Annotated in this window: 14 protein-coding genes and 1 tRNA gene; 9 read left to right on the forward strand and 6 right to left on the reverse strand. The window is 60.9% G+C overall.

The window, feature by feature from the left end:
- Positions 1 to 2: 2 nt before the first annotated feature.
- The 5 genes from J0W34_RS11845 to J0W34_RS11865 all read left to right on the forward strand — a co-directional run bounded on the left by J0W34_RS11845 (position 3) and on the right by J0W34_RS11865 (position 3,294).
- Positions 3 to 914 (forward strand): transglutaminase family protein, encoded by a 912-nt coding sequence (locus tag J0W34_RS11845; protein WP_227814335.1) that lies wholly within the window; start codon positions 3 to 5, stop codon positions 912 to 914.
- Between the two features lie 91 nt (positions 915 to 1,005).
- Positions 1,006 to 1,740, forward strand: a complete 735-nt coding sequence (locus J0W34_RS11850) for a DUF1538 domain-containing protein (RefSeq protein ID WP_227814334.1) — start codon at positions 1,006 to 1,008, stop codon at positions 1,738 to 1,740.
- Positions 1,740 to 2,540: a DUF1538 domain-containing protein gene (locus J0W34_RS11855; protein ID WP_227814333.1), complete on the forward strand. Its 801-nt coding sequence runs from the start codon at positions 1,740 to 1,742 to the stop codon at positions 2,538 to 2,540. Before J0W34_RS11850 ends, J0W34_RS11855 begins: the two co-directional genes overlap by 1 nt.
- A gap of 2 nt (positions 2,541 to 2,542) precedes the next feature.
- Positions 2,543 to 2,893, forward strand: a complete 351-nt coding sequence (locus J0W34_RS11860; protein WP_230968931.1) for a P-II family nitrogen regulator — start codon at positions 2,543 to 2,545, stop codon at positions 2,891 to 2,893.
- On the forward strand, positions 2,890 to 3,294 hold the full coding sequence (locus J0W34_RS11865; protein ID WP_230968932.1) for a CBS domain-containing protein: 405 nt from the start codon (positions 2,890 to 2,892) through the stop codon (positions 3,292 to 3,294). Before J0W34_RS11860 ends, J0W34_RS11865 begins: the two co-directional genes overlap by 4 nt.
- Before the next feature lie 50 nt (positions 3,295 to 3,344).
- Here J0W34_RS11865 and J0W34_RS11870 read toward each other — a convergent pair.
- A tRNA-Ser gene (locus tag J0W34_RS11870) sits at positions 3,345 to 3,434 on the reverse strand.
- Between the two features lie 58 nt (positions 3,435 to 3,492).
- Positions 3,493 to 4,794 (reverse strand): 23S rRNA (uracil(1939)-C(5))-methyltransferase RlmD, encoded by a 1,302-nt coding sequence (gene rlmD / locus J0W34_RS11875; RefSeq protein ID WP_230968933.1) that lies wholly within the window; start codon positions 4,792 to 4,794, stop codon positions 3,493 to 3,495.
- Positions 4,795 to 4,885: 91 nt separating this feature from the next.
- Here rlmD and J0W34_RS11880 point away from each other — a divergent pair, with 91 nt between their 5' ends.
- The 3 genes from J0W34_RS11880 to J0W34_RS11890 all read left to right on the forward strand — a co-directional run bounded on the left by J0W34_RS11880 (position 4,886) and on the right by J0W34_RS11890 (position 7,083).
- Positions 4,886 to 6,019 (forward strand): cupin domain-containing protein, encoded by a 1,134-nt coding sequence (locus J0W34_RS11880; RefSeq protein WP_230968934.1) that lies wholly within the window; start codon positions 4,886 to 4,888, stop codon positions 6,017 to 6,019.
- Complete coding sequence (locus tag J0W34_RS11885) at positions 6,006 to 6,500, forward strand: DUF7931 domain-containing protein (protein ID WP_230968935.1); 495 nt, start codon at positions 6,006 to 6,008, stop codon at positions 6,498 to 6,500. The genes J0W34_RS11880 and J0W34_RS11885 overlap by 14 nt, the downstream gene beginning before the upstream one ends.
- A gap of 133 nt (positions 6,501 to 6,633) precedes the next feature.
- Positions 6,634 to 7,083: a hypothetical protein gene (locus J0W34_RS11890; RefSeq protein WP_227814318.1), complete on the forward strand. Its 450-nt coding sequence runs from the start codon at positions 6,634 to 6,636 to the stop codon at positions 7,081 to 7,083.
- Between the two features lie 68 nt (positions 7,084 to 7,151).
- On the opposite strand, the gene J0W34_RS11895 is transcribed toward J0W34_RS11890, so the two are convergent.
- The 4 genes from J0W34_RS11895 to J0W34_RS11910 form a co-directional block, all read right to left on the reverse strand.
- Positions 7,152 to 7,931 carry an MBL fold metallo-hydrolase gene (locus J0W34_RS11895; RefSeq protein WP_230968936.1) on the reverse strand — a complete coding sequence of 260 codons (780 nt, stop codon included), beginning with the start codon at positions 7,929 to 7,931 and terminating at the stop codon, positions 7,152 to 7,154.
- A 4-nt stretch (positions 7,932 to 7,935) separates the two neighbouring features.
- Positions 7,936 to 9,072, reverse strand: a complete 1,137-nt coding sequence (gene bamC / locus J0W34_RS11900; protein ID WP_230968937.1) for an outer membrane protein assembly factor BamC — start codon at positions 9,070 to 9,072, stop codon at positions 7,936 to 7,938.
- A gap of 19 nt (positions 9,073 to 9,091) precedes the next feature.
- Entirely contained in the window at positions 9,092 to 9,970 is an 879-nt protein-coding gene (gene dapA, locus J0W34_RS11905) for a 4-hydroxy-tetrahydrodipicolinate synthase (RefSeq protein WP_227814315.1), read from the reverse strand.
- A 121-nt stretch (positions 9,971 to 10,091) separates the two neighbouring features.
- Complete coding sequence (locus J0W34_RS11910) at positions 10,092 to 11,018, reverse strand: histone deacetylase family protein (RefSeq protein WP_227814314.1); 927 nt, start codon at positions 11,016 to 11,018, stop codon at positions 10,092 to 10,094.
- A 145-nt stretch (positions 11,019 to 11,163) separates the two neighbouring features.
- On the opposite strand from J0W34_RS11910, the gene J0W34_RS11915 reads away from it, so the two are divergent.
- Positions 11,164 to 12,078 carry an AAA family ATPase gene (locus J0W34_RS11915; protein ID WP_230968938.1) on the forward strand — a complete coding sequence of 305 codons (915 nt, stop codon included), beginning with the start codon at positions 11,164 to 11,166 and terminating at the stop codon, positions 12,076 to 12,078.
- The last annotated feature ends 31 nt before the right edge of the window (positions 12,079 to 12,109 follow it).

The raw sequence follows: 12,109 nt of genomic DNA on the forward strand, positions 1-12,109 counted from the left end.
TCATGGCGCGCTATCACGTTCTGCACGAAACCTTCTACGACTACGGCGGCGCGGTCTCCCTGTCGCAGCAAATGCTCCACTTGAGCCCACGTGCCTTCGAGTGGCAGAAGACCCTGCGTCATGAGCTCGTCATCGATCCGGAGCCCTCCTGGCATCGCAGTGGTGAAGACGCTTTCGGCAACCCGGTGGATTGGTTTGCCTGCTACCAACCGCACGACTCACTTCACGTCAGATCGGAAATGGAGCTGGAAGTGCTTCCGCGCGGCAGGATCGACCTATCCGAAAGCCTGCCTTGGGATGCGCTCGTGAAGCGGCTGACCTACCACGGCAACACGGCCCCCCTTCCGGATGACCTGGCCGCCAAGCGTTTCCTGTTCGAATCGCCCAACGTGCGTGTCAAGAACGAGCTGCGCGAATACGCCTCATGCTGTTTCCCGGCTGGCCGGCCGGTGCTCGAAGGCGTACAGGCCTTGATGGAAAAGATCTTCGACGAGTTCACCTTTGATCCGGAAGCCACCACGGTGAGCACGCCGGTGCTTGAGGTGCTCGCCAAGAAGCGGGGGGTCTGTCAGGACTACGCCCACTTCATGATCGCAGCCCTGCGTGCCATGGGCCTGCCCGCTCGCTACATGAGCGGCTACCTGCTCACCCACCCGCCACCGGGCAAGCCGCGCATGATCGGTGCGGATGCTTCACATGCCTGGATTTCGGTTTACGCGCCGGAGACGGCGCTGGGCTGGGTGGAATTCGACCCGACCAACAACCTTCGACCGGACACCGAGCACATCACCATCGGCTGGGGGCGGGATTTCAGTGATATTTCGCCGCTTCGCGGCATCATCCTGGGCGGCGCTGCCCACGAGCCGCGGGTCGAGGTCACCGTCACGCCCTTCGAGGGCGCCGTTCAGGAGTGACGCGGCGGCCACGCGCCGCTAGAATCGATGCGTTTGCCCGGCTTTGCCGGGCACAGCCACCTGAAACAGTCCCCGGGCCGACTCTTTAAGCATGAACAAGCAGCTGCAACTGTTCATCAAGGCGCTGATCGACAGCGCCCGTGATCTTGCCCCCATCGTGATCGTCATCGCCTTCTTTCAGTTGGCGGTTCTGCAACAGCCCATTCCCAACCTGGGGGAAATCTTCCTCGGCACCATCATGGTGGTGCTGGGCCTGACCTTCTTCGTTCGCGGTCTGGAAATGGGCCTGTTCCCCATTGGGGAAAAAATGGCGCATGCCTTTGCGCGCAAGGGCTCTGTCCTGTGGCTCCTGGTGTTTGCATTCGCGCTCGGTTTTGGTACCACCGTGGCCGAACCGGCGCTGATCGCGGTCGCGGCTGAGGCGGCAGAAATCGCAGCCCAGGGCGGCGTGATCGACAACAGCAAGAACGCCATGGCCGATTACGCGTCGGGCCTGCGTTATACGGTCGCGCTATCCGTCGGTTTCGCCATCATGCTGGGGGTGATTCGCATCATCAAAGGCTGGCCGATCCAGTACCTGATCATTGGCGGCTATCTCGGCGTCGTCACCATGACCATGTTTGCCCCCCCAGAGATCGTTGGCATTGCCTACGACTCGGGCGGCGTCACGACATCGACCATCACGGTCCCGCTGGTCACCGCACTGGGCGTCGGACTGGCCTCATCCATCCGGGGGAGGAATCCGATGGTCGACGGTTTCGGCCTGATCGCATTTGCCTCCCTCACCCCCATGATCTTCGTCATGGGCTACGGCATGGTGGTGTGATGACCGACTGGCTCCTGAGTTTCGCTCACACCCTTGCCCTCACGTCGCTCGACGTCTTTCCCATCGCGGCGATCATCTTCGGGTTCCAGTTGTTCGTCATTCGCAAGCCGGTTCCTCAACTGAGAAACGTGCTGACCGGATTCATCTACGTGCTGATCGGACTGACCCTATTTCTTCAGGGTCTTGAACAGGCCCTGTTTCCGCTCGGCAAACTCATGGCCCAACAACTGACCGCGCCCGAATTCCTGTTCGGCACTCTGGACGCAGTGCCCGACCAGGTGCACTGGAACCACTACCTGTGGGTGTATCTGTTCGCGTTCGCCATCGGTTTTTCGACGACGATTGCAGAACCCTCATTGATTGCCGTGGCACTGAAAGCCGAGTCCGTATCGGGCGGCACGATCAGTGTCTGGGGGCTCCGGGTTGCCGTCGCCATTGGCGTGGCGATCGGCATCGCGCTGGGCGCCTACCGTATCGTCACGGGCACGCCCTTGCACTGGTACATCATGGCCGGCTACGTCGTCGTCATCTTGCAGACGACACGAGCCCCCAGAATGATCATTGCCCTGGCCTACGATTCGGGAGGCGTCACCACGTCAACGGTGACCGTCCCTCTGGTCACGGCACTCGGGCTCGGGCTGGCCGGCACCGTCCCGGGCCGCAGCGTACTGCTCGACGGCTTCGGCCTCATTGCCTTTGCCAGCCTGTTTCCCATCATGTCCGTTATGGGCTATGCCCAGCTGTCCGAATGGCATGCACGACGCACTGCCGCACGTGACGCAGAAGAAAGGAGAACCTGACCATGCACTTCAAGCTGCTCATCGCCCTTGTTGAAGATGACAAGACCGACAAGGTCATGGCGGCCGCTCGCGAATCGGGCGCCACCGGCTGCACCGTCATCAATCAGGCACGGGGGGAAGGTATCCAGAAAACCAAGACCTTCTTCGGCCTGTCGTTTGAAACCCAGCGCGACATGCTGCTGTTCCTGGTTGAAGAACACTTGAGCCGGAACATTCTCGAAAAGATCGCCGAGGTAGGAGAATTCGAAGCCACGCCCGGCACTGGCATCGCTTTCCAGATCGACGTCGAAGACGCTGTGGGCGTCACACGCCAGGTCAAGGAGCTGGAAAGTACCGTGGAGGAGGAAATATGAGCACCAAGCAGATGATCCGCGTCCGTGATGTCATGGAAGCGAACTTCCACACCATCGACGGTATGGCCACCATCACCGATGCCCTTCAGGCAATGAAGAAACTGGGTGCTCAGGGGCTCATCGTGGACAAACGCCACGACGACGACGAGTACGGCATGCTGCTCGTTTCGGACATAGCCCGCCATGTGCTTGGCAAGGACCGGGCGCCAGACCGGGTCAACGTCTATGAAGTGATGGCCAAACCCGTAATCACCGTCGATCCGGAAATGGACATCCGCTATTGCGCGCGGCTGTTTACCCGATTCGAACTCTCGCGAGCACCGGTTGTGGAAAACAGCCGGGTCGTGGGCATCGTGAGCTTTTCAGATCTGGTGCTCGAAGGCCTCTACCGACACATCTGAGCCACGACACCGCAACAAAAAAGCGCCCGTCAGGGCGCTTTTTCATGTTCTGGCGGAGGCGGTGAGATTCGAACTCACGAAGGGCGCAAACCCTTGCCGGTTTTCAAGACCGGTGCATTCAACCGCTCTGCCACACCTCCAGTACGCATGATGAATCATCAGCGCGGGCGCGAGTATAACCCAAGCGACGCACTTGCGTCAGTCCCGTTCAAACAAGGCGATCGATTCCACGTGCGACGTCTGGGGGAACATGTTGGCAATACCCGCCCCTTCGAGCGCGTATCCCTTCTCGTGGACCAGCACGCCCGTGTCACGTGCCAGGGTAGCCGGGTTACACGACACGTAAACGATGCGCCGCGGCGACTGTGCCCCCAGCGCCTTGACGACCGCCACGGCGCCCTCCCGGGGTGGGTCGATCAGCATCTTGTCGAGCGGCCCCAGTACATCCAGGCTGTCTTCGGTTGCTTCGAACAGGTTGGCAGCATAGAACTCGCTGCTCTCTTGCAGGCCGTTGGCTTGCGCATTGGCGGCAGCGCGCTCGACAAGCGCCTCGCTCCCTTCGATCCCAATGACGTGAGCACCCCGCCGGGCGATCGGCAGACTGAAATTCCCCAGCCCGCAGAACAGATCCGCAATACGCTCACCGGGTCGGGGATCAAGGAGCTGCATTGCCCGCCGCAGCAGCAAACGATTGATGTGGAAATTCACCTGGGTGAAATCATTGGGGCGGAAGTCATACCGAAGATCGAACTCGGGCGCCGTGTAGGTCAGCGCGGGCGCGTCCTCCGGATACAGCCTGTAGGCCGAGTCAGGGCCTGACGGTTGCAGCCAGATCTGGATGTCGTGTGCGTCCGAAAAATCCCGGAAGCGCTGCTCGTCCTCGCTTGAAAGCGGCGCCAGAATTCGAAAGACCAGAATGGTGACGCCATCCCCAATGGCCAGCTCGATCTGCGGCATGCGCTCGGCGACCGAGCTACGGTTGATCAGCGTCCGCAATGCCGGCAACAGCGCCGAGATCCGCTTTGGCAGCACCTCACACGAGGTCATGTCCGCGATGTAACTGCTGCGCCGTTCGTGAAAGCCCACCAGCACACCGCCAAGCCGCTCAACCCAACGGACGCTCAGCCGCGCACGGTAGCGGTAGGCCCAGGCTGGACCGAGGATCGCGGGATAGATGACGCCCGGCTTGACCCGGGCCTGGTGCCACAACGCGTCTTCAAGCACGCGCTGCTTGATGGCGGCCTGAGCATTCGAATCGAGATGCTGCATGCTGCATCCGCCACAGTGTCCGAAAAACGTGCATCGCGGCTCGACCCGCAAGCCACTGCGCCGGATCACTCGCGTGGCAAAACCCTTGGCGAATCTCGGCTTTTCGCGCGTGAGTTCATACTCCACGGTTTCCCCTGGCAAGGCGCCCTCGATGAACAGGGTTTTTCCCTCATCGGTTCGACTGACGCCCTGACCTTCGTGATCAAGGGCATGGATGACGGCGATCGGCATGAAACGGCAGTCCGCGAAAAAGGCGGTATTTTAGCTCGATGTTGACGCCGCGCATCACACTGGGCCCACGCGACGCGCTAACATTCCGCCCATGAAAAATATCCTGTTGGGCGGCATCTCGCCCGAGCAATTCCTGGCCGAATATTGGCAGAAAAAGCCGCTGCTGATCCGCCAGGCCATCCCCGGGTTTTCTGGCACCATCGAGCGCGACGCCCTGCTCGACATGGCGCGCGATCCGGACGTCGAGTCACGCCTTGTTCGCCAGACGCGAGCGGGCTGGGAGGTTCTGCACGGTCCTCAACGGGCATCCGACCTCAAGCGAAAGTCAGACCCCTGGACCGTGCTCGTTCAAGGGGTCAACCTGTGGGACAGCGCAACCGACGCGCTCATGCGCCGATTCAACTTCATACCGCAATCCCGTCTTGACGACCTGATGATCAGCTATGCGGTCGACGGCGGCGGGGTCGGCCCTCATTTCGACGACTATGACGTGTTTTTGCTTCAGGGCCTCGGCCAGCGCCGATGGCAAATCAGCCACCAGAGCGACCGGGCCTTCGTTGAAGACGCCCCGCTGAAAATCCTGCAGCGCTTCAAGCCCGAATTCGACTGGGTCCTCGAGCCCGGTGACATGCTGTATCTTCCGCCGGAATGGGCACACAACGGGGTCGCCATCGGTGAGTGCATGACCTACTCCATTGGGTTCAGATCACCCCGCGCCGATGAACTGGTGAGCGAATTTCTGGCCTATGTCCAGGAAAACCTGTGTATCGACGGCATTTATGCCGACCCCGATCTGCAACTGCAAACCAACAGCGCCGAAGTCAGCGCTGCGATGGTGAACCAGGTCAGCAGCATGATCGAGCGCCTCACCTGGGACAGGAACGACATCGGCGATTTCCTCGGCCGCTATCTGAGTGAGCCCAAAGCGGCCGTGGTCTTTGATGCGCCGGATACCCCGCTGTCCGAGAAGCGCTTTGTCAGCGCCGCGAGCAAACTTGGCATTGCTTTGACGATCAAGAGCGTCATGCTGTTCCACGGCGACGAAATCTATCTCAATGGCGAAGCCCTCGACTGTGTCGAAGAGGACATCGACGCGCTCAAGATCATGGCCCATGAGCGCTCGCTGACCCCGGCTCAATTCAATGCGCTGACAGCAGACACACAGGGGCTACTCCATGCCTGCTACGAAGACGGCTTTCTGGCACTGATCGATGGCAGAACCTGACGGCGAGGCCCAGGCCCTCGACACCTGGAAGCAAGGGTTCGATGCGTGGCGACAAATGCTGGAAGCCACCGAGCACACGCTCTGGGTTCTCGACCACGATCTCACCGGATTCCACCTGGACCGGGATGCCTGGCCGGCCACACTACAGTCATGCTTGCGCCGGTTGGCGCAAGCGCGGATCAGAATCCTGATTCGCGACGATCAGCCATTGCTGACACGCTTGCCGCGAACGCGCCAGATGCTGGTCGATTACGGACATGTGGCACAGGTCAGAAAAATCGCAACGCAGCATGCCAGCGCGATTCAACAGGCCCTCGTCGTGAGTGACGAACGCCACATACTGCTGCGCCCCCAGTACGATGCACCCCGCGCTTTCCTTCGCCGAAACGACCCGGCCGACTGCCTTCGCCACCTCCCCACATTCGAAGGATTCTGGGATAGCGCCGAGCCGATCAGTCTGGGCACCGTTCTGGGTCTTTGAAGCGCGTCAAACTGTTGCAAGCCGTGTCAATCGATTCAAAACGCCCAAAGCAACGTGCTAACATTTCGGGCTGATGCTGCATTTGCACATCACGAAAAACTAAATCAATCATAGATTGAGAGGAATCAGACCCATGAAGAAATCTCTCCTCGTTGCCGCGCTTGTCGCACTTGCCGTGTCTGCATGCGGCCAAAAGGAAGAGTCGGCCACGACCAACGCTGTTGAAGCCGCCAAGGAAGCCGCGAACGCCGCCACCGAAGCTGCCAAGGAAGCCGCTACGGCCGCTGGCGATGCTGCGTCTGACGCCGCCACCGCAGCCAAGGAAGAAGCCGCCGCTGCCGCTGACACGGCAAGCGAAGCCGCAGCTGACGCCAAGGAAGCCGCTGGCGAAGCCATGGAAGCCACCAAGGAAGGCGCTTCCGACATGGCCGAAGCGGCTACCGAGAAAGCCGAAGCGGCTGCTGACGCTGCTGGCGATGCCGCTGCCGACGCCAAAGATGCTGCTGAAGCCGCTGTCGAAGCTGCCAAGCAGGATGCAGCCGAAGCTGTCGACGCAGCCAAAGAGGCTGTCGAGCAGAAGTAATCTTCGCTTCGCATCAAAAAAGCCGGCATCAAGCCGGCTTTTTTACGCCTGGACGATTTGTCGTCCAGTCAAAGACGCCCGCCAATCGTGAGCCAACCGAAACCTTGGCTCTGACGCGCCACGCACACATCTTCCGGCGCCACATCCAGGGTCGCACACAGGTGTCCGGTGACATGCTCGGGCGTGTTGTTCTGCTCGCTCAGATGGGCTGCCAGTACATGCTGAAGTCGATCGTGCTTGAGTTGCTGGAGCAAGCCGGCGGCCGTCTCGTTATCAAGATGCCCCTCGGGGCCCCCGATTCGACGTTTCAGAAAGGCCGGATACGGTCCGGAGGCCAGCATGTGGCGGTCATGATTGAACTCCAGCATCAGACCTTCGCAATGCGCAAGCGCGTCTGAGATGGTCGCGGTCACGGAACCGGCGTCCGTGAGCACGCCGAGCCGCACAGCGCCGTCGCTGATCACGTATTGAAGTGGCTCAACCGCGTCGTGTGGCACGGCGTAGGGCGTGACCGAGAGATCCCCGATTGCCACCGGGGTGTCGGCACACACGATATGGAGCGGACCGGGAAAAGGATGTCGAGCGGCCAGGACGGAACGTGTGCCGGCCGACAGATAGACCGGACATCGGGTCCGCCGCTGTAGAGCCAGCAGACCGGCGCAGTGATCACTGTGCTCGTGCGTCACGATCACCGCGTCAAGCTGGTCGACAACGGCCCCCAGACGCGCCAGGCGCTCTGAGAGCGCCCGGATGCCAAAACCGCAATCGACCAGAATCCGCGTTGCGCCGGACTGGACCAGCAAGGCATTTCCCTTGCTGCCGCTGCCCAACGACGCAAAGCGAATCACGCGATTATTTCAACTGCTCATGCAGCAAGGAGATGATCTTGCGCGCAGTGCCTGCAGGCACCGCGCCGCCGTCCTTTGTCTGCACCGTGACACGCGCCTGATCATTGCCCGCATCCGCCAACTGCACGCGGAATTCAGCGCCTGCTTCGGTCGCCTTCTCGTCGTCGCGCCAGAACGCAAGACTCGACAACCAGCTGGAGCTCTTCTTGGACTCGTTATCTGCCTGCGGATCGATGTAGCGAACAAAATAGACGCCCTCGGCCCGGTTGCGGTCCTGCACGGTGAAGCCGATGCGGTCCAGCGCCAGGCCCACACGCCGCCATGCGCGCGCATACACATCGTCCACCAGCAAGGCCGGAGTACCGTTCGCATCGACAATGGAAGCGCGCTCGTCACGGGCCTGCTTGTCCACCTGGGTTTCTGCGTAGGCTTCTTCGGCCCCCAGATACACCATCATGCGGCGCAGGATCTCAGCCTCGAGCTCCGGGTCGGCCGGCTGAGGCTGCCATACCGTGCGGCTTTCCGATTCGTTTTCGTAAATCTCGACCATACGGCGATGACTCACGAACACGTCGATCGAACCCGCCTGATCACCCTGCTCGATCCGGGTGCGGAACTTGTCGCGCTCCGGCACGGAATACAGACCATCGAGCACGCGACCAATGGCGCTGCGAATGAAATCCTGCGGGAGCTTGGCACGATCTTCTGCCCAATCGGTCTCCATCACACCGATGGCCGGCGCATCGACATTGAGGACAAAGCCCATCTCGATCCAGAAGTTGCGCAGCTTCGGCCACAACTCGTCGGCGTTGGCGCTCTTGATCACCAGCCAGCGCTCGTCGCCTGCGCGTTGCACCGTGATGTTGTCCGTCTTGAGCAGAACATCGCGCGATTCACCCGCGCCCGGCTTGTATTCACGTTCGGCGTTGTAGGTGGACAGCGTCGCCGTACCACGGCTACCGGTTTCCGGCAGCGCGAATCGATCCGACTGGTTCGGTGCCGTCAGATCCGGCGGCACCTCGAGAGACGGTGCCTGACCTGCGCTCTTGTAGTCGATTTTCTTGGATTCAAGTGCGCCGCACCCGGCGACGGCAAGACTGATGACGCACAGGGAGAGCTTGGCGAGTTGATGTCGCACCATTGTGTTCAATACCCTTGTATTAGCTGATCACACCGGCCTGATTCATGGCCGCGCGGAGACGTTCGTGGTTCGATGCGTCGAGTTGGGTCATCGGTAGCCGCATGGTCGGGCCCACCAGGCCCATCTGGGACACTGCCCACTTGACCGGAATCGGGTTGGCTTCGCAGAACAACTGCTTGTGAAGGCCCAGCAGCGTCTGATTGATCGCGCGTGCCTTGAGGACGTCGCCCTCCATGGCCGCGACGCACATCTCGTGCATGGCCTTGGGTGCCACGTTGGCGGTCACCGAAATGCAGCCGTGACCACCCAGCAGCATGAAGGCCAGGGTGCTCATGTCGTCGCCGGTGTACAGCGCGAAGTCCTTGGGCGCCCGCGCCACCAGGTCACAGATGCGTTCGATGCTGCCCGTCGCATCCTTGATCGCCGTGATGTTGGGGATCTGGGCCAGGCGAAGTGCGGTGTCGTTGGCCAGATCCGCCACGGTCCGCCCAGGCACGTTGTACAGCCAGATCGGCAGATCATCGGCTTCGGCAATGGCCTTGAAGTGCTGGTAAAGCCCTTCCTGGCCCGGCCTGTTGTAGTACGGCACGACAGACAGACCTGCCGCGGCACCCGCCTTCTTGGCAAAGCGCGTCAGCTCGATCGCCTCTGCGGTTGAATTTGCGCCGACACCCGCGATCACCGGAATACGGTTGGCCGCGTGACTGACAGTGACACGGATGAGCTCGCAATGCTCGTCGACGTCAACCGTCGGCGACTCACCCGTGGTACCTACGATAACGATGCCGTCAGTACCCTGATCGACATGAAAATCAATCAGCTTGCGAAGGCTGTCGAAGTCGAGACTGCCATCTTCATGCATCGGCGTGACGATGGCGACAATGGAACCGGTAATCATCTGGCTACTGGGCTATGAAAAGCAAAAGCGCATTGTACCCGAATCACCGAAGCGAACACGCTGCAGCGCACGCATGAAAAAGGCGGGCCTCAGGCCCGCCTTCCATGAGCAGACGTCCGCTTCAGATGTCAGCCAATGCCTTGATATGCGAGACCACTGAACGCGCCAGGGACGAAAGTGCGTAGCCGCCCTCGAGCATCGACACGATGCGCTTCTGCGCGCTCTCTTCTGCAATCTCGCGCAACTGCCCGGTCACCCAGACATAGTCGGATTCAACCAGTCCGAGCGAGCCCATGTCATCTTCGTAATGCGCATCAAAACCGGCCGATATGATGATCAGCTCGGGCTGGTGCGCCCGCAGGGCAGGCATCCACATGTCCGTCACGATCTGACGGAATGCATCGCCCCGGGTACCGGCCGGAACGGGCACGTTACACATGTGTGCCGGCGGATTGTCGGCACCGCTGTATGGATAGAACGGGTGCTGGAAGATGCTGACCATCTGAACGCGCGGATCATCACGGAAGATGTCTTCCGTCCCGTTCCCGTGGTGAACATCAAAATCGACGATGGAGATCCGCTTCAGACCATGAGCGGCCATCGCATGGTGAGCGGCCACGGCCACATTGTTGAAGAGGCAGAACCCCATGGCCTTGCTGCGCTCGGCGTGATGCCCGGGGGGACGAATGGCGCAGAAAGCATTTTCCACTTCGCCGCCCATCACCAGATCGACACCCATGATGCCAGCACCGGCGGAACGAACTGCCGCCTTCATGGACCCGGGGCCGACGGCGGTATCCGGATCCAGGTGACGAATGCCGTGTTCCGGCACATTGGCGAGCAGGGACTCGACGTAATCCTTCGGATGAGCGCGTGAGAGCTGCTCGACACTTGCCGCTGGCGCGTCATGAAAGCTGAGGAACAAATCCAGCCCGGCGGCAATCAATCGGTCATTGATTGCAGAGAGCCGATCCGGGCACTCCGGGTGGTGCGCCCCCATGTCATGCAACCAGCAATCCTTGTGAGAAATGAACGCAGTAAGTGACATAGCCCCCCTTCAGCCAAAAGTCATATCCTCGATGGCCTGCCCGGCGCACTGACGCCTGCTGGCAATGATGGGCATTCAAGTCGATGCCTCTTCTTTCCGTTCCATCATTATCCACTCAACCCGAAAAAATCCCAACCGACAATCCATGAATCCGAGCAAAGCGCACACACTGCTGGACATCGCGGGCACCATCCTGCTGGGAAAAGCTCACCCACTACGGCTATCGCTGTGCTGCCTGCTGGCGGGTGGCCATTTGCTGATCGAAGATGTTCCCGGGGTCGGCAAGACGACACTGGCCCATCTGATGGCTCGACTCCCCGGTCTTGCCTTTCAACGCATACAGTTCACCAGCGATCTGCTGCCGGCCGACATACTCGGCGTTTCAATCTTCGACCGTGACAGCAGCGCCTTCAGATTCCACCCCGGGCCGGTCTTCGCGCAGCTGATTCTTGCCGACGAGATCAATCGTGCAACGCCTAAGACCCAGAGCGCACTGCTCGAAGCGATGGAAGAAGGACAGATCACGGCCGATGGCGCAACCCTGCCCCTCCCGGATCCGTTCTTCGTGATTGCGACCCAGAACCCGATGAGCCAGATCGGCACCTTTTCCCTGCCGGAGAGTCAACTCGACCGATTCCTGATGCGGATCGAACTCGGCTACCCGGACCCGGCCGCCGAGCTTGCCCTGCTCCAGGGGCAGTCGGGGCGACAACGGCTGAGCACCGTTGATCCGGTTTTCAGTGCTGAAGACCTCATGCAGATGCAGCAAGCATGCGAGGCGGTCCACGTCTCGCCACCGATCGCCCGCTACGTTCATGCGCTACTCACGCATACGCGGCACAACCCGGATATTCCTCTGGGGCTGAGCCCTCGCGCCGGACTTGGCCTGATTGCAGCCGCGCGCGCATGGGCCTGGCTGGACGAGCGAGACCACGTCACGCCTGAAGACGTCCAGGCCGTGTTCGGCGCCGTCGCCAATCACCGCATGGGCCTGGGGCACGACATGTCGAATGCCCAGGGCACGTCACAGGCCATTCTCGCGGCCGTCGCGGTGCACTGAAGATGGGGATGATGTGTTCGTGAGAAGCCAA

It is taken from the genome of Nitrogeniibacter aestuarii, assembly GCF_017309585.1.
Lineage (GTDB): Bacteria > Pseudomonadota > Gammaproteobacteria > Burkholderiales > Rhodocyclaceae > Nitrogeniibacter > Nitrogeniibacter aestuarii.

Excerpts from the sequence above, each read along its gene's own strand:
- J0W34_RS11890 (WP_227814318.1), top strand. The coding sequence starts at position 6,634 with ATGAAGAAATCTCTCCTCGTTGCCGCGCTTGTCGCACTTGCCGTGTCT.
- J0W34_RS11885 (WP_230968935.1), top strand. The coding sequence starts at position 6,006 with ATGGCAGAACCTGACGGCGAGGCCCAGGCCCTCGACACCTGGAAGCAA.
- J0W34_RS11860 (WP_230968931.1), top strand. The coding sequence starts at position 2,543 with ATGCACTTCAAGCTGCTCATCGCCCTTGTTGAAGATGACAAGACCGAC.
- J0W34_RS11915 (WP_230968938.1), top strand. The coding sequence starts at position 11,164 with ATGAATCCGAGCAAAGCGCACACACTGCTGGACATCGCGGGCACCATC.
- J0W34_RS11910 (WP_227814314.1), bottom strand. The coding sequence starts at position 11,018 with ATGTCACTTACTGCGTTCATTTCTCACAAGGATTGCTGGTTGCATGAC.
- J0W34_RS11880 (WP_230968934.1), top strand. The coding sequence starts at position 4,886 with ATGAAAAATATCCTGTTGGGCGGCATCTCGCCCGAGCAATTCCTGGCC.
- dapA (WP_227814315.1), bottom strand. The coding sequence starts at position 9,970 with ATGATTACCGGTTCCATTGTCGCCATCGTCACGCCGATGCATGAAGAT.
- rlmD (WP_230968933.1), bottom strand. The coding sequence starts at position 4,794 with ATGCCGATCGCCGTCATCCATGCCCTTGATCACGAAGGTCAGGGCGTC.
- J0W34_RS11855 (WP_227814333.1), top strand. The coding sequence starts at position 1,740 with ATGACCGACTGGCTCCTGAGTTTCGCTCACACCCTTGCCCTCACGTCG.
- J0W34_RS11850 (WP_227814334.1), top strand. The coding sequence starts at position 1,006 with ATGAACAAGCAGCTGCAACTGTTCATCAAGGCGCTGATCGACAGCGCC.
- bamC (WP_230968937.1), bottom strand. The coding sequence starts at position 9,072 with ATGGTGCGACATCAACTCGCCAAGCTCTCCCTGTGCGTCATCAGTCTT.
- J0W34_RS11845 (WP_227814335.1), top strand. The coding sequence starts at position 3 with ATGGCGCGCTATCACGTTCTGCACGAAACCTTCTACGACTACGGCGGC.
- J0W34_RS11865 (WP_230968932.1), top strand. The coding sequence starts at position 2,890 with ATGAGCACCAAGCAGATGATCCGCGTCCGTGATGTCATGGAAGCGAAC.